Annotated in this window: 17 protein-coding genes; 7 read left to right on the top strand and 10 right to left on the bottom strand. The window is 64.9% G+C overall.

The genetic code is table 11. The features are described from left to right. Positions 1 to 75 precede the first annotated feature (75 nt). The 5 genes from M52SOB_RS12585 to M52SOB_RS12565 are packed head-to-tail and all read right to left on the bottom strand — an operon-like array spanning position 76 to position 5,553. The gene (locus M52SOB_RS12585) at positions 76 to 1,263 is read right to left on the bottom strand and encodes an NYN domain-containing protein (protein WP_131112127.1); all 1,188 of its coding nucleotides are present in this window, start codon (positions 1,261 to 1,263) and stop codon (positions 76 to 78) included. Between the two features lie 10 nt (positions 1,264 to 1,273). Continuing rightward, complete coding sequence (locus M52SOB_RS12580; RefSeq protein WP_131112126.1) at positions 1,274 to 2,158, bottom strand: TonB family protein; 885 nt, start codon at positions 2,156 to 2,158, stop codon at positions 1,274 to 1,276. 9 nt (positions 2,159 to 2,167) lie between these two features. After that, a complete protein-coding gene (locus M52SOB_RS12575; RefSeq protein ID WP_131112125.1) occupies positions 2,168 to 4,069 on the bottom strand; it encodes a ribonuclease catalytic domain-containing protein in 1,902 nt (633 codons plus the stop codon). Between the two features lie 30 nt (positions 4,070 to 4,099). Then, positions 4,100 to 4,744, bottom strand: a complete 645-nt coding sequence (locus tag M52SOB_RS12570) for a YqiA/YcfP family alpha/beta fold hydrolase (protein ID WP_284155109.1) — start codon at positions 4,742 to 4,744, stop codon at positions 4,100 to 4,102. Next, positions 4,729 to 5,553, bottom strand: a complete 825-nt coding sequence (locus M52SOB_RS12565) for an undecaprenyl-diphosphate phosphatase (protein ID WP_131112124.1) — start codon at positions 5,551 to 5,553, stop codon at positions 4,729 to 4,731. Before M52SOB_RS12565 ends, M52SOB_RS12570 begins: the two co-directional genes overlap by 16 nt. Before the next feature lie 70 nt (positions 5,554 to 5,623). On the opposite strand from M52SOB_RS12565, the gene M52SOB_RS12560 reads away from it, so the two are divergent. Genes M52SOB_RS12560 through M52SOB_RS12540 form a run of 5 tightly spaced genes read left to right on the top strand, consistent with a single transcriptional unit; the run spans position 5,624 to position 10,596 of the window. Then, positions 5,624 to 5,878, top strand: coding sequence for a hypothetical protein (locus tag M52SOB_RS12560; protein ID WP_131112123.1), 255 nt, complete (start codon positions 5,624 to 5,626; stop codon positions 5,876 to 5,878). A 7-nt stretch (positions 5,879 to 5,885) separates the two neighbouring features. Next, positions 5,886 to 6,566 (top strand): cobalamin B12-binding domain-containing protein, encoded by a 681-nt coding sequence (locus M52SOB_RS12555; RefSeq protein ID WP_131112122.1) that lies wholly within the window; start codon positions 5,886 to 5,888, stop codon positions 6,564 to 6,566. Then, positions 6,563 to 7,591 (top strand): uroporphyrinogen decarboxylase family protein, encoded by a 1,029-nt coding sequence (locus M52SOB_RS12550; protein WP_131112121.1) that lies wholly within the window; start codon positions 6,563 to 6,565, stop codon positions 7,589 to 7,591. The genes M52SOB_RS12555 and M52SOB_RS12550 overlap by 4 nt, the downstream gene beginning before the upstream one ends. Further along, positions 7,579 to 9,177: an ASKHA domain-containing protein gene (locus tag M52SOB_RS12545; RefSeq protein ID WP_131112120.1), complete on the top strand. Its 1,599-nt coding sequence runs from the start codon at positions 7,579 to 7,581 to the stop codon at positions 9,175 to 9,177. The genes M52SOB_RS12550 and M52SOB_RS12545 overlap by 13 nt, the downstream gene beginning before the upstream one ends. Before the next feature lie 3 nt (positions 9,178 to 9,180). Next, positions 9,181 to 10,596, top strand: a complete 1,416-nt coding sequence (locus M52SOB_RS12540) for an HD domain-containing phosphohydrolase (protein ID WP_131112119.1) — start codon at positions 9,181 to 9,183, stop codon at positions 10,594 to 10,596. Here M52SOB_RS12540 and M52SOB_RS12535 read toward each other — a convergent pair. From M52SOB_RS12535 to M52SOB_RS12520, 4 genes are all read right to left on the bottom strand, one after another. After that, positions 10,583 to 10,915: a DUF924 family protein gene (locus M52SOB_RS12535; RefSeq protein ID WP_131112118.1), complete on the bottom strand. Its 333-nt coding sequence runs from the start codon at positions 10,913 to 10,915 to the stop codon at positions 10,583 to 10,585. The two genes, M52SOB_RS12540 and M52SOB_RS12535, sit on opposite strands and share 14 nt — an antisense overlap. Continuing rightward, positions 10,912 to 13,434, bottom strand: coding sequence for a DNA topoisomerase III (locus tag M52SOB_RS12530; RefSeq protein WP_131112117.1), 2,523 nt, complete (start codon positions 13,432 to 13,434; stop codon positions 10,912 to 10,914). The genes M52SOB_RS12535 and M52SOB_RS12530 overlap by 4 nt, the downstream gene beginning before the upstream one ends. Before the next feature lie 255 nt (positions 13,435 to 13,689). Beyond that, a complete protein-coding gene (gene dprA, locus M52SOB_RS12525; protein WP_131112116.1) occupies positions 13,690 to 14,772 on the bottom strand; it encodes a DNA-processing protein DprA in 1,083 nt (360 codons plus the stop codon). A 6-nt stretch (positions 14,773 to 14,778) separates the two neighbouring features. After that, on the bottom strand, positions 14,779 to 15,807 hold the full coding sequence (locus M52SOB_RS12520) for a LysM peptidoglycan-binding domain-containing protein (RefSeq protein ID WP_131112115.1): 1,029 nt from the start codon (positions 15,805 to 15,807) through the stop codon (positions 14,779 to 14,781). A gap of 73 nt (positions 15,808 to 15,880) precedes the next feature. Between M52SOB_RS12520 and def the strand changes: the two genes are divergently transcribed. Beyond that, the gene (def, locus tag M52SOB_RS12515) at positions 15,881 to 16,384 is read left to right on the top strand and encodes a peptide deformylase (RefSeq protein WP_131112114.1); all 504 of its coding nucleotides are present in this window, start codon (positions 15,881 to 15,883) and stop codon (positions 16,382 to 16,384) included. Continuing rightward, positions 16,384 to 17,316 (top strand): methionyl-tRNA formyltransferase, encoded by a 933-nt coding sequence (fmt, locus tag M52SOB_RS12510; RefSeq protein WP_131112113.1) that lies wholly within the window; start codon positions 16,384 to 16,386, stop codon positions 17,314 to 17,316. Before def ends, fmt begins: the two co-directional genes overlap by 1 nt. Here the strand turns inward: fmt and M52SOB_RS12505 are convergent. Further along, complete coding sequence (locus tag M52SOB_RS12505) at positions 17,294 to 18,709, bottom strand: homospermidine synthase (protein WP_131112112.1); 1,416 nt, start codon at positions 18,707 to 18,709, stop codon at positions 17,294 to 17,296. The two genes, fmt and M52SOB_RS12505, sit on opposite strands and share 23 nt — an antisense overlap. Positions 18,710 to 18,723 lie beyond the last annotated feature (14 nt).

Here is an 18,723-nt window from a genome sequence, read left to right as displayed (position 1 = left end):
GTGCCGGCTGGCGCCTTGGCTTGGCGATCCGGCTTGAGCGCACTGGCGGCAAGACGGCAAGTTGCGCGGCGGGAGTCACGACGTCGCCGGCGCCTGATTTTTCCGGCGCCGCGGACTGCGCGGCTTGCGGGCGGGCTTTTCCTGCGTCTCGACCTTGGCCTCGACGGGAGCGGCCGGCGCCGTTTCGGCGGGTGTGGCGGGCGCCACGGGAGCGGATTCTGCGGCGGCTGGCACTTCGGTCACTGCGGCGGGTTTGCGGCCGCGGCTGCGACGGCGGGGCGCCGGCGCGGCTGTGGTTTCGGCGGCCTCTGCCGGCGGAGATTCCAAAGCCGGTTCTGGCGGAATTGGGAGCGTCCCGCCGGGCGCCGCCTCACCTCGTAAAGTCGGCGCTGGCGGGACGGCACCCCCTGCCGTGGATGCGCTCGGCTGCATCGTCGCAGGCTCGGGGGCTGTGGTTTCGGTCGGTGTCGTTTCGGCCGAAGTTTGCGCGAGGCGCCGCTTCACATAGGTGCTGTTGGCCTCGCGGCCGACTTCCATCAGCCCGCGCCGCGCCGCCTCTTCGAGCAGTGCGCCGAAGGTCTTGAAGCCGTGATAGGCCTCGTTGAAACCCGGATGGCGACGCTTGATTGCTTCCTTGAGCACCGAGGCCCAGACCTTCTCGTCGTCACTGCGGTCTTCGAGCAGCGCTTCCAGCGTGGCGGCGGCCATCTCCAGACCCTTGGCGCGGCGCGCCTCCATTTCCTGCGGGTCGATGGGCTTCTTGGCCTGCTTGTCCTCGCGGCTCCGTTTCCTCATCAGGTCGTCGATGTAGATGAACTCGTCGCAGTTGGCGATCAACAAGTCGGAGGTCGATTGCTTGACGCCGACGCCGATCACCCGCTTGGCGTTCTCGCGCAGTTTCGAGACGAGCGGCGAAAAATCCGAGTCGCCCGAGATGATGACGAAAGTATTGACGTGGCTCTTGGTGTAACAGAGGTCGAGCGCATCGACCACCATGCGGATGTCGGCGGAGTTCTTGCCCGACTGGCGCACGTGCGGGATTTCGATCAGCTCGAAATTCGCCTCGTGCATCGCCGCCTTGAAGCTCTTGTAGCGCTCCCAGTCGCAATAGGCCTTCTTGACGACGATGCTGCCCTTGAGTAGCAGGCGTTCGAGCACCGGCTTGATGTCGAATTTTTCGTATTGGGCATCGCGCACGCCGAGCGCGATGTTTTCGAAATCGCAGAACAGCGCCATGCTGACGTCGTCGGCGGAAAGGGCCATGACAATTCCTTCAGTTCGTGGAGAGTTGATCCGCGCCGGTGAACGTCCAGGTGCGGGTGATTTCGATGATATCGGTATCGCGGCGGATGTTCTCCGGAAAGGCAGCGAAAGGCGCGGCCAGCCGCACGATGCGCTGCGCGGCCTCGTCGAGCACCTTGTGGCCGGAGGAACGGTTGAGCTCGACACGTTCCAGACTGCCGTCGTTCTTGATCGCCACGGTGAGGATCAGGCTGCCGTAGAGCTTGCCGCGCGCCGCTTCGGGGTAGTTGAGGTTGCCGACGCGCTCGACCTTCTGCCGCCAGTCCTCGACATATTGCGCGAAGCGGTATTCCTCGACGCGCGCGCCAATGAACTTGCGTTTCGGCCGCTGGTTGTATTCGTCGATCGAACGGCCGATTTCCGCTTCCAGCCGCACCAATGCCCGCGCCGCAGTGGCGAGATCGCGGCCGGAGATCTCGGCCTGCTGCGCATCGAGAGTGGGTTCGGTCTGCGGCCGGATGGCATGCTCCGTGCCACGTTTGGTGAGCAGCTCGCGCTGCTGCTGTTCGAGCAGCGCGACGCGCTGGCGGGCGGCGACGAGGTCGTCGCCGCTGTGGCTTTCCCGGCTGGGTGGCAAGGGGGTTTTCGCCCGCCGGGGTGCTTCGGTGTTGCCGCCGGCATCGAGATTCGCCTGCGCCTTGGCCTGTGCCTTGACGGGTTTTTCGGCATGCTTGGCATTGACGAGGATGACGTCGAGCGCCTGCTCGCGCACGTTGTCCAGCTTCTCTGGCAGCTTGAAGTGTATCGAGAGCAGGACGGCGTGCAGGAAAACAGAAACCACCAGCGCCACGGCGAGGTGACGCTCGGCTGGGGCGAGGCGGGCGAGCGAAGTGGGCCAGGGGAGGGCGAAGGGCATGATGAAATTCTACCCTTCCCCTTCCTCCTCCTCGACGGCCTCGGGGGCCGGGCCGAGCAGCTCGACGAAGGTGGCTTTCGCCTCGGCGGCCAAGAGGTCGACGTCGGCGATGGCCAGCCGCACGCGCGTGCCGCGCTCGAGCGTCAGCATGCCGCTGGCGCGGAGGATCAACGGCAGCGTCTCGCAGCGCACGATGTTTTCCTTGAGCACCTGGGCCGTGACCTCGTTCACTTCCTCCTGCAAGAGCCAGCGCAGGCACCAGTAATGTTCCATCTGGCGCTGGAATTCGGCGTAGCTCGCGTAGGTGAGCTCGAAGTCCCTGAGCACCGCCATCAACTCCGCAGACTTCGGGGGATAGGGCGGTTTCTCGTTGCGCAACAGCGCGATCAGTTGCCACTGGTTGACGAGATCGGCGAAACGCCGCAGGGGAGAGGTCGACCAGGCATAGCAATCGACGCCCAGCCCCTCGTGCGGGGTGGCCACCGTCGTCATACGCGCCTTGCCCGCCGTTTGGGCGCGATACATGCCGGGGAGTTTCGCATCACGCAGCAGCGCCCCCCAGGTGGTGTTGGCGACGATCATCAGCTCGGCGACGAGCGTATCCAGGGGACTGCCGCGCGGCCGCTCCTCGATCGTCACCCGGCCGGGCCCTTGCGGCGTCTCGACCTCCCAGTCGATGCGGAAGGTGTAGTCCTTGCGGTTTTGCTGCCCCGCCTTGCCGCGGCCGGCTTCCAGCACCGTGGCGAGCTCCCACAGGCGCACCAGTTCGTCGCGAAATTCGAACTCGGGCACCGTGCCGGCGGCGAGCGTCTCGGCGTTGAACTTGGGCTCGATGTCGTGATGGCGCAGATTGGCTGCCACCGGCACATGCTCGATCCTCGTCTCGTGCGCGAGGATGCGCAAATCCGGCGCGATGTCGAGATAGAGCGACAGCGCCGGGACATCCTGTCCGGCGGCGAGCGTGTGGGCATTGATGACGTCCTCGGGCAGCATGGTGATCTTGTTGCCCGGCATATAGACGGTCGACAGACGCTGGCGGGCGATCTTGCCGAGATCGGCATCCGGTCCGAAGCCCAGGCCCGGCGCAGCGATGTGGATCCCCACGCGCATGCCGCCATCGGGTTTTTGCTCGACCGAGAAGGCATCGTCGATCTCGGTGGTGTGCGCATCGTCGATCGAAAACGCCCGCACCGGTGCGGTCGGCAGGTCGGCCGGAGCGACGGCCGGCGCGTAGGGCGGAAAGCCCGTGCCGCTCCTGAAGTGCTCGAAGAGAAAGCGGCCGAGGTGATAGTCGTGCGTATCAGGAATCGCACCACAGCGGAAAAGCAGCCGCTCGGCCGTTTCATGGGTCGCCGCGCAGGCGGCCTCCAGCGCCTTGGTTTCCGGCTTGTTGCGGTCGGGCTTGTAGAGGAGTTCGGGCAGCAGGGGCGCGAACTCCGCTGGCAGCTGGCCGGCTTTGAGCTCCTCGACCATGCGCTCGATGGCGAGCGCCTGCTGGCGCTTCTTTTCCAGCCCGGCGAGCGCGGCCTGCAGGATCTCCGGCGGCGCGCGTCTGAAGCGTCCTTTCCCTTTGCGGTGGAAATAGATCGGCGCCGCATGCAGCTTCAAGAGCACCGCAGCCGCTTCGACCGGGTTCGGCGTGTGGCCGACATACTCGGTGGCCATCTCGGCGAAGTCGAATTCGCCTTCCGGCGCGACCTCCCAGAGAAACTCGGTATCGATCCCGGCCATCTCGCTTTCGGCCTGCGCGAGCAATTCGTCAGGCGCGGGCTGCTCGAAACGCAGCAGCACGTGGGCGGCTTTCAGCTTGATGCGCTTGCCGGTGCTGGTGTCGACCTGCAAGGAGCTGTCGTGGTCGGCGACGATGGTGCCGGTCTTGAAGGCGCCATCCTCTTCGAAGAGGACGTTCATGGAAAGGCGAGCAAAGAGGCGGGCGACGGATTATACGAGGCCGGCGAAGGCGAGAATTTCGTCGAGATAGGCCTCCCAGCGCGTGAAGCCGTGATCGCCGCCGGGCAGCACGGTCTGCCGCGCGCCGGCATAGCGGGCGACGGCGACGCGGTAATCGAGCACTTCATCCCCTTCCTCGACCAGCAGCCAGTAGCGTGAGGGATCGGCAAGCTTTGGCACTTCCAGCGCGCGCAATTCGGCGATGTGCGCGCGCGTGAATTCGAAGGATTCGCCGCTATGGAGCCAGGTCTGCGGACCGAGGTAGCGTTCGAGCTCGATCGCGGCGACGACGGCCGGATTGACCAACACGGCGCGCAAGCCGTGCCGCTCGGCGAGATACGTCGCATAGAAACCGCCGAGGGAGGAGCCGACGAGGGTTACCCGTGCCGTCCCGCCAGCGCCGACTTTTCGAGATGAGTCGGCGCCCGGCGGGACGTTTCTTTTTCCGTCAGCGCCGACTTTCGCGAGGATCTCCTCGGCAAGCGCCACGGCGGCGGCAGGCGAGGCGGGTAGCTGGGGGCAGAGGAAACGGTCGGCCAAGCCCCGCTCCGCCATGCGACGTGCCAGCGCCTGCGCCTTTTTCGACTGCGGGCCGCTGGTGAAGCCGTGCAGATAGAGAATCAGGGGCTGGTCCAATCGACGATCCCAAGCTGCCAAGTGGCGATCACGACGAGGCCGAAGACGATCCGGTACCAGGCGAAGATCGTGAAGTCGTGGTGGCTGATATAGCGCAACAGCCAGCGCACGCACAAGAAAGCCGTGACGAAGGCGGAGACGAAGCCGACGACCCACAGGCCGAGATCGTCCCAGACGAGCAGATGGCGTTCTTTGTAGAGCTGATAGACGGTCGCGGCACCGAGCGTCGGCACGGCGAGGAAGAAGGAAAATTCGGTAGCCGCCTGCCGCGAAAGCCCGAAGAACAGCCCGCCGATGATGGTCGAGCCCGAGCGCGAGGTGCCGGGAATCAAGGCGCAGGCCTGGGCAAGACCGAGTTTCAGGGCATCCCACGGCGTGATGTCGTCGACCGAGTGGATGGTGATCGTATGCGTGCGCCGCTCGGCCCAGAGGATGATGAAGGCGCCGACGATGAAGGCGAGGGCGACCGGTATGGGCGCAAACAGCGTGGCCTTGATCGCCTTGCCAAAGAGCAGCCCCAGCACCGCGAGCGGCAGGAAGGCGATGAAGAGATTGACGACGAAACGCCGCGCGACCGGATCGCCGGGCAGGCCGGCGAGCACCTTGCCGAAGCGGTGGCGGTATTCCCAGACCACGGCGAGGATGGCGCCGGACTGAATGACGATTTCAAACAGCTTGCCGCGCTCGTCGTTAAAATCGAGCAGATCGCCGGCGAGGATCAGATGGCCGGTGCTGGAGATCGGCAGGAATTCGGTGAGGCCTTCGATTGAGCCGAGAATCAGCGCCTGGAAGAGAGGATAAAGCTCCATGACGTTTCGGTTGGAGAGAGGGCGGCGAGTCTAGCATGTTGAAAAAAATCTCCGTCGATCAGCTCCCCTTGTGAAACCATCCTCGGGCCGCCTCGGCGTCGTCGTCGAGCAATCGCCGCAATCGCTGCTGGTCCCCCGGGTCAAGGTGTTTTTTTCGACCAAATCGAAAATCTACCTGCCGCCGGAAATCATCGATCTCGCCAGGCAGCCGGCGGAAAAATCGTCGGCCGTGAGGATGCGTCCACGTAGGGCATCGAGCACATCGATCGCTTCTGGGCGCAAACTTGATCTGTTGGGTTTCCTCCCTTGGTTTGCGCTGCTATAGTCAATAAATGTCGAATGTCGGCCACGCGCTGCCAGATTCCCCTGCCATCGATTTTGCTCCGTTGATCGCCGCGCTGCTTGCCGGCGATCATGCCGCAGCACTGAAGGAAACGCACCGCCTGCGCGCTCTCGGTGTAAGCCCCGAGGCGATCGTCACCGAGGGGTTGGAAGTCGCCATGGACCGCCTCGACGAGAAATGCACCATCGAACAGTTCAACCTGCTGGAAATCATGCTGGTTGGCCGGGCGGTTGCGGTGGTGGTGCATGAGTTGTTTCCAGAAGGGCTCCAGCCCGAGAAGGGTCGCGCCACCTTCGTGATCGCGACTCTGGAGGGCGATGTGCATGATCTCGGCAAGAACATCGTGCGCACCGTGTTGCTCGGCAAAGGGTTTCGTGTCGTCGATCTCGGCCGCGACTGTCCGGTCGAAACCCTCGCAGAGGCTGCCGGCCGTGAGCAGGCGCGCGCCGTACTGGTGAGCGGCCTGATCAGCACGGTCGTGCCACAGGTGCGGCGCGTGCGCCCGGCGTTGCGCAGGCGCGGTCTCGATCGCGTAACGGTTGTCGCCGGCGGTGCCGCGCTCAAACAGCTGTCGCCGGCCGATCTCGATGTCGATTACGTTGCCGAAACCGCCTTCGACGGCGCGCGCTATCTGGAAAACCTGGTGACGACGGAAGGCACCGTGCGATGAATAGCCTCGAACGGATTCTCGCCGCCGTCCGTTTCCGACCAACCGACCGCGTTCCATTGGTGCCGCAGCTGTTCGGTTATGCTGCGTCCGCCGCCGGCGTCCGCCTGGGCGACTATTTGCGTGACGGTCGTTTGCTGGCCGAATGTCAGTTGCGTCTGAGGGAAAGCTTTGGCTGTGACGCGGTGTTTGCCTTCACCGATTTCAGTATCGAGGCCGAGGCTCTGGGAGCGCGGCTCAAGTATTACGACGCGCAGTATCCGGACATCGTCATCCCCGCCCTGGCGCCGGAGGAAGAAGCGGCCCGTCTCGTGCCGCCCGAGCCGACGTCGGCAGGCCGTCTGCCCGAGGTGCTGCGTGCGATCGGCTTGCAGCGCAAGGCGCTCGGCGACAGCGCTTGTGTGATGGGAGCCCTCACCGGACCGATGACGCTCGCTACCCAGCTGTACGGCACCGAGACGGCATTGTTCCTTGCGGCAGACCACCCAGCGCGTTTCAGCAGCGCGCTCGATCTCGCCCTGGCGACGGCGCTTTCTTTTGGCACGGCCCAGCTGGCGGCGGGCGCTGATGCAATCGTCATTTTCGATCCGGCGGCTTCGCCGGCGGTAGTCCCGGCGGACTTCTTCTGCGAGCATCTGCAGCTGCGTCTGACACGGCTCGTCACGGGACTGCGGGCCGCCGGGGCACAGATCGTCTGGCTCAACATCGCCGGACCGACGGCCCCGATCCTGCCACTTTATGCAAAGATCGGCGTGGATATCGCGACTTTCGACTACTACATCGATGCAGCCACGGCACAGCGGCTGCTGCCGCACACTTGTTTGGCCGGCAACCTCAAGTCGCTCGATTTCCTCCTGCCTGAGGCCGCGCCAAGAATCGGCCGCCAGGCGGCTGGCTTGATCGAGGCATTTTCTGCGCGCGGCGGCTTCATCCTTTCTTCGGGTTGCGAGATTCCGCCCGAGTCGGAAGCCGCTACGTTGCGCGCGCTGGCTGAAGCCGCTGCAAGCTTTCCGCCATGCCGCGGCTGACCCTGTTCGTCCGCAGTGAGCGGCACGTGATCGACTACGAGCCGGGGCAATCGTTGCGCGATCTGCTCGACGCCACCGATTTCCGGGTGCGTTCGGCCTGTCACGGGCTGGGCGCCTGCGGCTTGTGCCGCGTGCGGTTGCTTGACGGTACGGTTGGGGCACCCACAGCGGCGGAACTCCTGCAGATCGAGGCTACTGACCGCGCTGCCGGCGTGCGGCTGGCTTGCCAGATCCACCCGACGGGGGATATCGCCGTAGCGTTGCTGGACCCGGCGCCCCCCTCGGAATGGCGCACCCCGCCCCCCGGCCTGGTGGCTGCCACCCTGCCGGTGACGAATTGTGATCGTTCGCGGCCGCCTGGCATCGTTAATCCACTCGGCCTCGCGGTCGACCTCGGCACCAGTCACCTGACGCTCGCCTTCCATGAGCTTGCCAGCGGCCGGCGCCTCGGGCTGCGCTTTGGCCGCAACCCGCAAGGACATCATGGCGCCGATGTCGTCACGCGTCTCGTCGCTGCCGGTGAGCCGGCCACCGCGCGGCAGCTCGCGGGTGAGGTGCGGATGGCGATCGGTACGGCGATCGCCGACGCTGCCCAGCGCGAGGGCTTCGATGCCAGTCGGATTGGACGTGTGGTCATCGTCGGCAACACCGCGATGCTGGCGCTGCTGGCCAACCGTAATCACCAACGGCTGCTCCAGCCTTCCATGTGGAGCGCGCCGCTGGATTGCGCGCCGACGGATACCGCAGAGTGGACGTCCGACTGGAGCATTGCCCCCGTCGCAGAGGTCGAGGTGATCCCGCCTTTGTCAGGCTTCGTCGGTTCCGATCTGCTCGCTGGGCTGGTCGCCAGTGATTTGCTGGCTGGCCCTGCGCCGGCTCTGTTCATCGATTTCGGCACCAATTCCGAGATCGCCCTATGGACGGGCACCGCCTTGTGGGTGACGGCGGCCGCCGGCGGTCCAGCCTTCGAGACCGGCCCCGGCCGCTGTGGCATGCCGGCCGAAACCGGCGCCGTTTATCGCGTCGTCTTCGATGCGGCAGAGCAGCCCATTGCCCGCATCCTCGGTAATGACGAGGCACGTGGGCTGTGCGGATCGGGCCTCGTCGATCTCGTCGCCGGGCTACGCCGCCAGGGTGTCCTCACCCCGGTCGGCCGTTTCGCCGATGGCCGTTCGGCTTACGAATTCGTCGTCGGCAAGCATACGCTGGCGCTCGACTGGCGCGATGTGGATGCGCTGCAGCGCGCCAAGGGCGCGATTGGCGCCGGCATCTCTGTGCTCTGCACACAGGCGGGGCTTGCCCTGCGAACGTTGCGGCGCGTGGTGGCGGCAGGGCTGTTCGGTCGCTATCTCGATGTCGAGAATGCCCGGCAGATCGGTCTCCTGCCGGACGTGCCGGCCGAACACATCGAACTGGCGGGCAACAGCGCGCTCACCGGCGCCGTCGCCCTGCTGCTATCGGAATCCGCCAGAGCCATGCTCGCTCGTGCCCGGGCGACGGCATCTTGCGTCAATCTCGCCAAGATGGCGAATTTCGACACTGCATTCCTCGAGCATCTGTACTTGCGGCCGATGAGCAGTAGCTGAACCATGACGATTTCCACTATCGACCCCGTCGCTGCGGTGGTGCGTTCCGCCCAGTATCTCGCCGGTATCGTTCGCTATGACGATCTGTGGCCACAGCTCGCCAAGCTGGTCTGCCGCTTCTTCGGTGCCGACGTTGCCGCGTTCGCGATGCGCGAGGCAGACGGTCGCGTGCGTTTCTTGCACATCGAGCCGCCGGGGGTGAGTTTGGACGCCACGGCATCTACCGTCGCTGCGGTGTTCGACAGCGGTTTTCTCGCCAGTGAGGTGATCGAGCTGCCCGCGCCGCATGCCGCCGTGCTGCTGCCACTGGGGCGCGAGCGGCAGCGCACCAGTTATGTGCTGCTCGCAGCCCACTGCGGCACGGCACCTTTGCCGCGTGAGCGTCTCGATCTCTACCTAGCACTCGCCGGACTGATCGAGTCGACGCTCGATCGCATCGCCTCGCAGCAGCGCTTCGTCAACATGGCCAACAATGTGCCCGAACTGCTCGGCCAGCTCATGCTTGCCGATGGCGGCTGGCATTTCACTTATGTCAGTGGCGGTGCGCGCACGGTGCTCGGGATCGCTCCCGAAGCGTTGCTCACCGACAGCGGCCTGCTGTTCGGCGCTCTCGACGCTGCGGATCGCGCCGCACTGGAGGCGGCACTGGCGGGCTGGCAAGCCGGCGCTCATCTGCGCTTGACGATGCGCTGGAACGCGCCGGATGGCGGCACGCGCCATCTTTTGGCGAATGCGATGGCTACCACCGGCGAAGCCGGTGAACGCGTCTGGGACGGAGCGATCCAGGACATCAGCGAACAAGTGCGCTTGCAGGAGGAAAGCCGCCACAACCTCGAACGCCTCAACAAGAGCATGGAGGACGCGATCCAGGCGGTGGCGGCCACCATCGAACAGCGCGACCCCTATACCGCAGGCCATCAACGCCGCGTCGCCGAGCTGGCCGAGCGGCTGGCGATCCGGCTCGGTCTGCCGGAAGACACGGTGCATGGCATCCGTCTGACAGCCTCGATCCACGACATCGGCAAGATCCACGTGCCGGCCGAGCTACTCAGCTATCCGGGCAAGCTGCCGGAAGTCGAATTCGCGCTGATCCGCCAACATCCGCGAGTCGGCTACGAGATTCTCAAGAACGTCGATTTTCCCTGGCCCGTGGCTGAAATGGTCTATCAGCACCACGAGCATCTGGACGGTTCGGGTTATCCGCGCGGATTGAGCGGCGATGCGATTCTGCCGGGAGCGCGCATCATCACCGTTGCCGACGTCGTCGAAGCGATCGCCTTGTATCGGCCCTATCGTCCCGCGCTCGGCGTCGAGACCGCGCTCGATGAGATCGCCCAGCATCGCGGCACGCGCTACGATCCGGCGGTGGTCGATGCTTGTCTTGCGCTGTTTCGCGAGGAGGGTTTCAGTTTTTCGTGATGGCAAGCGCTTCGCTGCGACGCCGTGCGTGGTCATGGGCAGCAGCGAAGATTTCGTCCCCGCTTTCGCGCCTCAGCCCCGCATACAGGGCCGCCGCACGTTCGAGGTCGAGCGCCGTGTCGCCGTGCAGGAAGGGGAGGAAGGCGCAGGCACGCAGGATCGGTGGCAGGTTCTTGTCGCTGCCGCTGGCGACGAGGTCGGTTGCCAGTGCCAGCGCCTCGTTGCGATCGGCACGCGAGGGTTCGACACCGATCAAGCGCGGAAAGACGTCGAGGCGCAGAATCGCCAGCAACAAGGCGGTGGCATGGCTGGAGGTCATTTCGCTTTTCTTGCCGGGGGTTTCTTTGTCGACGGTGCCGTCTCACCAGCGCCGACTTTCGATGCCGTCTTCGCCTGGGCAGGTTTTGCGGCGCGCTGCTCGAACTCGAAGCCGATCTTGCCCTCCGTGCCGCGCACCAGGTAGGCGGAGAATTTCTTCTTCGTGCGGTTCGAGACGAAGCCCTTGAGCAAGGAGGTGCGGCCGGTTTCGAGCAGCTTTTGCATCTCGGCGCGGGAGATTTCCTGCTGCAGGATCACCTTGCCGGAGCGGAAATCGCACGTCTTCGCCAAACCGACGGCCTTTTCACAGACATAGGCCATCGGCTGCTCGAACACCCGCGCGCCGCATTTCGGGCAGGGGCCCAATGGTTCCTGTCCGCTGAAATCGACTTCCTCGGCCGCCTCTTCTTCGTTGCCGAAGTCGAATTTCGGCGCGAAATCCGCATCGAGTTTGATGACCGCGGAAAAGGCACGCCCCATCTTGCTGCGAAAGCCCGTCAGCGGCCCGATCTGCCCTGTCGAGAGCAGCTCGTCCATCTCTTCCGGTTCCCACTGGCGGCCGGCGAGCACCTTCCAGAGCTTGTAGTCGCAGCGCTCGCACTTGAAATAGCGGTAGGTCTCGTGGATTTTTCCGCCGCATTTCGGACAGGGTGTCTTGAGCGTGCCGAAATCGGCGTCATGGAGTTCGCCGGTCTTGATGCGTTCGACCATTTCGCGCGTCTGCTCGACGATGTGCGACATGAAGGCCTCGCGCTTCAAGCGCCCGTGCTCCATCTCCCTGAGCTTCCACTCCCACAGCCCGGTGAGCTCCGGCGAGCGGATCTCGTCGACTTTGAGCTGTTCGAGGGCGAACAGCAGGTTGAAGGCCTTGGCGGTTGGCTGCAATTCGCGGCCGTTGCGGTGCACGTATTCTTCCTGGATCAGCCCCTCGATGATCGCCGCGCGGGTGGCCGGCGTGCCCAGGCCCCGCTCGGCCATCGCCTCGCGCAGTTCTTCGTCCTCGACGAATTTCCCCGCTCCTTCCATCGCCGAGAGCAGCGTCGCTTCGTTGAAGCGCGGCGGCGGCTTGGTCTGGTTGGGTTTCACCTCGACGTCGTTGGTCCACACCCGCTCGTTCTTCGTCAGCGGCGGCAGGTTCGGGTTCTCTTCATCGCCCTGTGCTTCCCTGCCATAGACGGCGAGCCACCCCGGGGTCACCAGCACCTTGCCGACGGTCTTGAACGGCTCGCCCTCGACGCGTGTGATGCGGGTCGTGACGAGGTATTCGGCGGCAGGGTAAAAGATCGCGATGAAACGCTTGACGACCAGATCGTAGAGCTTCTGCTCGGCCTCGGAGAGGTGTTTCGGCGGGGTGCCGGTGGGAATGATCGCGAAGTGGTCGGAAACCTTGGCGTTGTTGAAGATGCGCTTGGTCGGATGCACCCAGCCGTTCTTCAGCACTTCATCAGCATGTTTGCCGAGCGGAGAGTCGGTCAACGCACGCAAGGTGTCCTTGACCGCGCCGATCATGTCCTCGGGTAAGTATCGGCTGTCGGTACGCGGGTAGGTGAGCACCTTGTGTTTTTCATAGAGCGCCTGCGCGAGCGCCAGGGTGTTGCGGGCCGAAAAGCCGAAGCGGCCGTTGGCGTCGCGCTGCAGCGAGGTGAGATCGTAGAGCAGCGGGCAGGCCTCGGTCTTGGGGGTCGCTTCTTCGCTGACCTCGCCTGGCTTGCCCAGACACTTCTTGCGCAGTGCCTCGGCTTGCTGAATGTCCCACAAACGCTCGGCTCTGGCATGTTCGTCATCGGACTTCTTGAACTGTTCGTCGAACCACTTGCCGCGGTAAGTGCCGGCCACCGCCTGGAATTCGGCCTCGACTTCCCAGTAATCGCGCGGCTGGAAGGCGCGGATCGCCTTTTCGCGCTCGACGAGGATCGCCAGGGTCGGCGTCTGCACGCGGCCGACGGTGGTTTTGTAGAAGCCGCCTTCCTGAGAATTGAAGGCGGTCATCGCGCGCGTGCCGTTGATGCCGATCAGCCAGTCGGCCTCCGAGCGGCAGCGCGCCGCATCCGCGAGCGGCAGCATCTCTTCATCGGTGCGCAGATGGGCAAAGCCGTCCTTGATCGCCTGCGGCGTCATCGACTGTAGCCACAGCCGGCGGATCGGCTTGTCGATCTTGGCAAACTGGACGATGTAACGGAAGATCAGCTCGCCTTCGCGCCCCGCATCGCAGGCGTTGATCAGCGCGACGACATCCTTGCGTTTGGCGAGCCGCACCAGCAGCTTCAGGCGGTCGGCGGTCTTGTCGATCGGATTGAGCGTGAAATGCGGCGGGATCACTGGCAGGTGGGCGAAACTCCACTTGCCGCGCTTCACTTCGTATTCCTCGGGCACCGCCAGTTCCAGGAGATGGCCGATCGCCGAGGAGAGCACATAGTGCTCGCTCTCGAAATAGTCGCCCTCGCGGGTGAAACCGCCCAGCGCCCGGGCGATGTCCTGGGCGACGGAAGGTTTCTCGGCGATGATCAATTGTTTGCTCATGGGGGGCGGATGTTAAGCGGGCTTCATGCCCGCTGGCAAGCGTTCAGCCCAGATTGTCCATTGGAACACGAGCGGGTTGTGATGGCGAGGGCGAGCAGATTTGCGTCCCCGCGACGAGCCAATAACGGTGTCTATTGGCGAGGAGCGGGGGCGCGAAGATGCCGCCCGCAGCCCGATACCCGCCGTGTAGGGCGATGAAATGATGGTTTCGCATGCTCATGACGCATTAGCCCGATCTCAATGGATAATCTGGGCTCAGTTCAGCCGTTGGTAACGGCCACCTGGCAGATTCGTGATGCGGCCGTCCATTTCGAGCGCAAACAGCCTTGCCAGCAGGGCATCCGGGGCGAGCCCGGTGCGTGCCGCCAGCGTGTCGAGATCGCAAGGGTCGCCGCCCAGGGCGATGAGGAGCGGATCCGTTTCGGCTTCCTTCACCGGCGGCAGGGCTGCCGGGTTCGTCACGTTTTCCCAGCGCAGCTCTTCGAGGATGTCCTGTGCCGATTCGACCAGTTTCGCGCCCTGCTTGATCAGCGCATGGCAGCCCTTCGATTGCGGCGAGTGGATCGAGCCGGGGATCGCGAACACCTCACGGCCGGCCTCGGCCGCCAGCCGCGCGGTGATCAGCGAACCGCTTTGTTTCGCCGCTTCGACGACGAGGCAGCCGCGTGAGAGCCCCGCGATCAAGCGGTTGCGGCGCGGAAAGTTGGCGGCAATCGGCGGCGTGCCGAGCGGGAATTCGCTGAGGATGCAGCCCTTGATGGCGATCTCGCGGGCCAGCGCCTCGTTTCGCGCCGGATAGATGCGGTCACAGCCGGTGCCGACCACCGCGATCGTCGATGCCGCCTCGTTCAAGGCGCCGCGATGGGCGGCGGCATCGATGCCGGCCGCCAGCCCGCTGACGATGGTCAGTCCCGCCGCGGCGAGCGCTTGCGCAAGGGCCGTCGCATTGGCCTCACCCTGTTTCGTCGCATTGCGACTGCCGACGATCGCCAGGGCCGGGCGGTTCAAAAGTTCGCTGCGGCCTTTGGCGTAAAGCAGCAGCGGCGGGTCGGCGGCGGTGAGCAGCGCTTGCGGATAGTCGGCGTCGGCGAGCGTGAGTATCCGGTTGCCGGTCTGGCTCGCCCAGGCCAGCGCCGCTTCGATTTCGGCGGTGCAGTCGTGCGCGAGCAGCCGCTCGGCGAGTCCGCCACTCAACACACCGCGCAATGCGGAGGGCGGCGCGGCGAAAACCGCCTCGGGATCACCGAAGGTTTCCAGCAGGCGGCGCTGGCCTTCACCGCCCAGACCGGGAATCAGCGTCAGGCGCAGCCAGGCAGTGAGCTCGTCCGGCGCATCCATCCGCAATTATGGTTTGCGGATTTTGTCGCCTTCCATCACCGGGCGGCTGGCGTTGGTGATCAGCGCGTAAGAGACCCGATCGAAGACGCGGAACACGAAAGCGAGGCCAATGCGCTCGTCGGGGAGCAGATGGGTTTGTGGCTTGTCATCCTCGAAACGGTTCGTCACTGCCGCGCCGGCGCGATAGATCGCCACCACGTGGCCGACTTCCAGTCCATCCTGCTTGCCGCGCGAGAGCGAGACGACCGAGTTCACCGCGGCTTCGCCGACGCCGCCATAGATCAGCATCACGCGGCCGTTGATGTCCTGGGTCGGCGCGTGCGGCACATAGCTCATCACCTCGGGGCGCTCGGCCGGCACGAGATAATCGCCGCGGCCGATTTCCTGTTTCACGCTGGTCAGCACCAGCGGCAGCACGTCGCCCGGCTCGCCATCGGGGCGCGCGCTGCCGAGATAGACGGCTTCGATGCCGAGGATCTCGCCGTTGTCCGGATCCTTGAGGGCGCGACCGGGACGGAAGACATGCCAGCGCTTGATCTTCGGGTCGGCGTTGTTGGTGGCATAGATCTTGTCGCCGGTGCCGGTGAAGACACGATCCTCCTGCGTGGCGACGATACGCGGTGCAGTGTCGAACTCGCCGGGATTGATCACCAGCGGCTGGGACAGGAAGGGTTCGATCGCGCTGGCAGGAATCGCCGGGATTTCCTGCGGCGGCGTCTCGACGCGCACTTCGGGACCCAGTTTGATGACGTTACCGAGCCGCAGGCGGGGTTCGGCGCCGCTGCGATCGAGGATCAGCACCTGGCCGGGATAGATCCGGTGCGGGTTCCTGACCTGCTCCGCGTTCATCTTCCACAACTCGGGCCAACGGAACGGATCCTTGAGAAACTTCGCCGCGATGCCCCACAGTGTGTCGCCCGGCACGACGATGTGGCGTTCGGGGGCGTCGGGCGCGAGCTCGATCGGCTTGGCGCTTTGGGCCACTGCGGCAGCGGTTGAAAAACCAAAAATCAGCGCGAATATAATGTGACGCATAGTTGGGCCTCCGGACATTCGTCGGATTCTGCCCGGAAATCCCGCGAGCATCAACCTGTTAAAGAAGACTTTCATGGCCTTATTGCCGATTCTGCGTTATCCCGATCCGCGCCTGCATACGGTGGCCAAGCCGGTCGAGGCCGTCGATGCCGGGATCAGGAAGCTTGCCGCCGACATGCTGGAAACCATGTATCAGGCGCCAGGCATCGGCCTCGCGGCGACCCAGGTCGATGTGCACAAGCGCCTGTTGGTGCTCGATGTGTCCGAGGACAAATCGCAGCCGATGGTCTTCATCAACCCGGAAATCCTCGAACGCAGTGGCGAGCATGTCGGTGAGGAAGGCTGCCTGTCGGTGCCCGGCATCTATGAGACGGTGAAACGGAGCGAGCGCGTCAAGGTGCGCGCGCTGAATCTCGACGGCGAACCCTTCGAGCTCGAAGCCGATGGTCTGCTGGCGATCTGCCTGCAGCACGAGATCGACCACCTCGATGGCAAGGTGTTCGTCGAATACCTCTCCCGCCTGAAACTCTCCCGCATCAAGGCCAAGCTCGCCAAGCAGGCGAGGATCACGGCCTGATGAGGGTCGCTTTCGCAGGCACCCCCGAATTCGCTGCGGTTGCCCTGCGGGCGATCCTTGCCGCGGGCTTTCCGGTGCCGCTGGTGCTCACCCAGCCCGACCGCCCGGCCGGGCGCGGCCAGAAACCCGTCATGAGTCCGGTCAAGGCGGTCGCCCAAGAACACGGCATCCCCGTGCATCAGCCGGAAAAGCTGCGCGATCCCGCGACCCATGCGCCGCTCATCGAAGCGGCGCCCGATGTGCTGGTGGTCGCCGCCTACGGGCTGATTTTGCCGTCTGCGGTGCTCGGCATCCCAAAGCACGGCTGCGTGAACATCCACGCCTCCCTTCTGCCGCGCTGGCGGGGTGCGGCACCGATCCAACGCGCGATCGAGGCGGGCGACAAAGAGACGGGCATCACGATCATGCAGATGGACGCCGGCCTCGATACCGGGCCGCTGCTGCTCGCCGAAAGCGTGAAAATCGGCGCTGACGAGACGGCAGGGAGCCTGCACGACAAGCTCGCCTCCTTGGGCGGGCGGCTGATCGTCGAAGCATTGCGATGCTTCGACACGCTCACCCCGACACCGCAGCCCGCCGAAGGTGTGACTTATGCGGCGAAGATCGACAAGGCGGAGGGCATGATCGATTGGACGCGGCCGGCGGTCGAGATCGAAAGGAAAATGCGCGCCTTCGACCCCTTTCCGGGTTGTAGCGCGCAGCTTCACGACACGACGCTGAAACTTTGGCGCGCGGAGCTCGCGCCAGGCCAGGGCGCGCCGGGCGAGATTCTCGCGGTGGCACCTTCCGGCATCGTCGTCGCCTGCGGCGATGGCGCGCTCAAACTCACCGAGCTGCAGAAGCCTGGCGGCCGCCGGCTCCCCGCTGCCGATTTCCTGCGCGGCTTTCCGCTCGCTGCCGGTGAAAGATTCAGCTCACCCGGAAATTCTTGAACTGCCACGGGTCGTCGACATCGACGTCCTGCGGGAAGAATCCGGCACGGTCTTTCAGCGGCGTCCAGTCGGAATAGACGCCGACCACCTCGCCGAGATAAGGCCGGCACCATTCGATCATCTCGGCAAAGGGCAGCTCGTCGGGATCGACCACGCCCATCGCCGGATTTTCGATCGCCCACGCCATACCGGCCATCACGCCGGCCGTCACCTGCAACACCGTCGCCGAGTTGTAGGGGGCGAGCCGCTTCGCTTCTGCGTGCGAAAGCCGCGAGCCGAACCAGTAAGCGCCCTTGGGATGGCCCATCAGCAGCACACCCAGCTCATCGACGCCGGCAAGGATCTCGTCGCGCACGATGCGTTTGTTTTCCTGCAGATGCCACTCGCGGCCGGCGAGCTCATGCAGTGAGAGCACCGCGTCATCACAAGGATGGTAGGCGTAATGCACGGTCGGCCGGTATGTCGGCGTCGTGCCGGTGCCTATGGTCAGATAGTCGGCGATCGAGATCGCCTCGCCATGCGTGATCAGGAAACCGTGCATCGGCCCGGCGAGCGGTGTCCAGCTGCGCACGCGTGTCGCCGCGCCCGGGCGTTCGAGCCAGATCGCCGCCTCGCAGCCGAAGCCGTGGCGATGGCCGTCCGGCGGCAACGCCTTTTCGTGGCTGCCCCAGCCGAGCTCGGCGGGTTGGCAACCTTCACCGACGAAGCCATCGACCGACCAGGTGTTGACGAATTCGCCAGGACGCTTCCTGGGTTCGGCCACCTGCCAGTCGCGTTCGGCGATATGGATCACCCGGACGCCGAGTGATTGCGCGAGTCGCGCCCAGCCGGCACGGTCGGCGGGCGGCGTGGCATCGAGGCCGCAATCGCGCGCGATGTCGAGCAGCGCCTGCTTGACGAAATGCGACACCCAGCCGGGATTGGCGCCGTGGGTGAGCACCGCGGTCGGCGCACCGGGGCGATGGAGCGCCTTCGCCTGTTCGCGCAACGCGTAGTTCGAACGCTGCGAAGGGGAAAGCAGCGGATCGGTGTAACCGCCCGCCCAGGGTTCGATACAGGCATCGAGATAAAGGGCGCCACGCTCGCGGCAGAACTCGATTAGCGCCACGCTCGCGACATTGACGGCAAGATTGAGCAGAAAGTCGCCGGGTCCGACGAGTGGGGCGAGCACTTGCCGGAAATTATCGCGGTCGAGCGGCAGGATCGTATGCGAAACACCGTAATCCCGTGCCTCCCTGATGCCTTCGGCATCGGCGGTGACGATCGCCACCTGCTCGGGGCGCAGCGCGAAATGACGAAACAGGAGCGGCAGAACGCCTTGGGCGATCGCACCCCAGCCGACGATCGTCAGCCGGCCCGGGAAGGGAATGGGGGTATGGGCGGAAAGGTTCATGAATGACGTTTACC

The organism is Sulfuricystis thermophila, assembly GCF_004323595.1.
Taxonomy (GTDB): domain Bacteria; phylum Pseudomonadota; class Gammaproteobacteria; order Burkholderiales; family Rhodocyclaceae; genus Sulfuricystis; species Sulfuricystis thermophila.
This window is presented reverse-complemented; position numbering and strand designations above follow the sequence as displayed.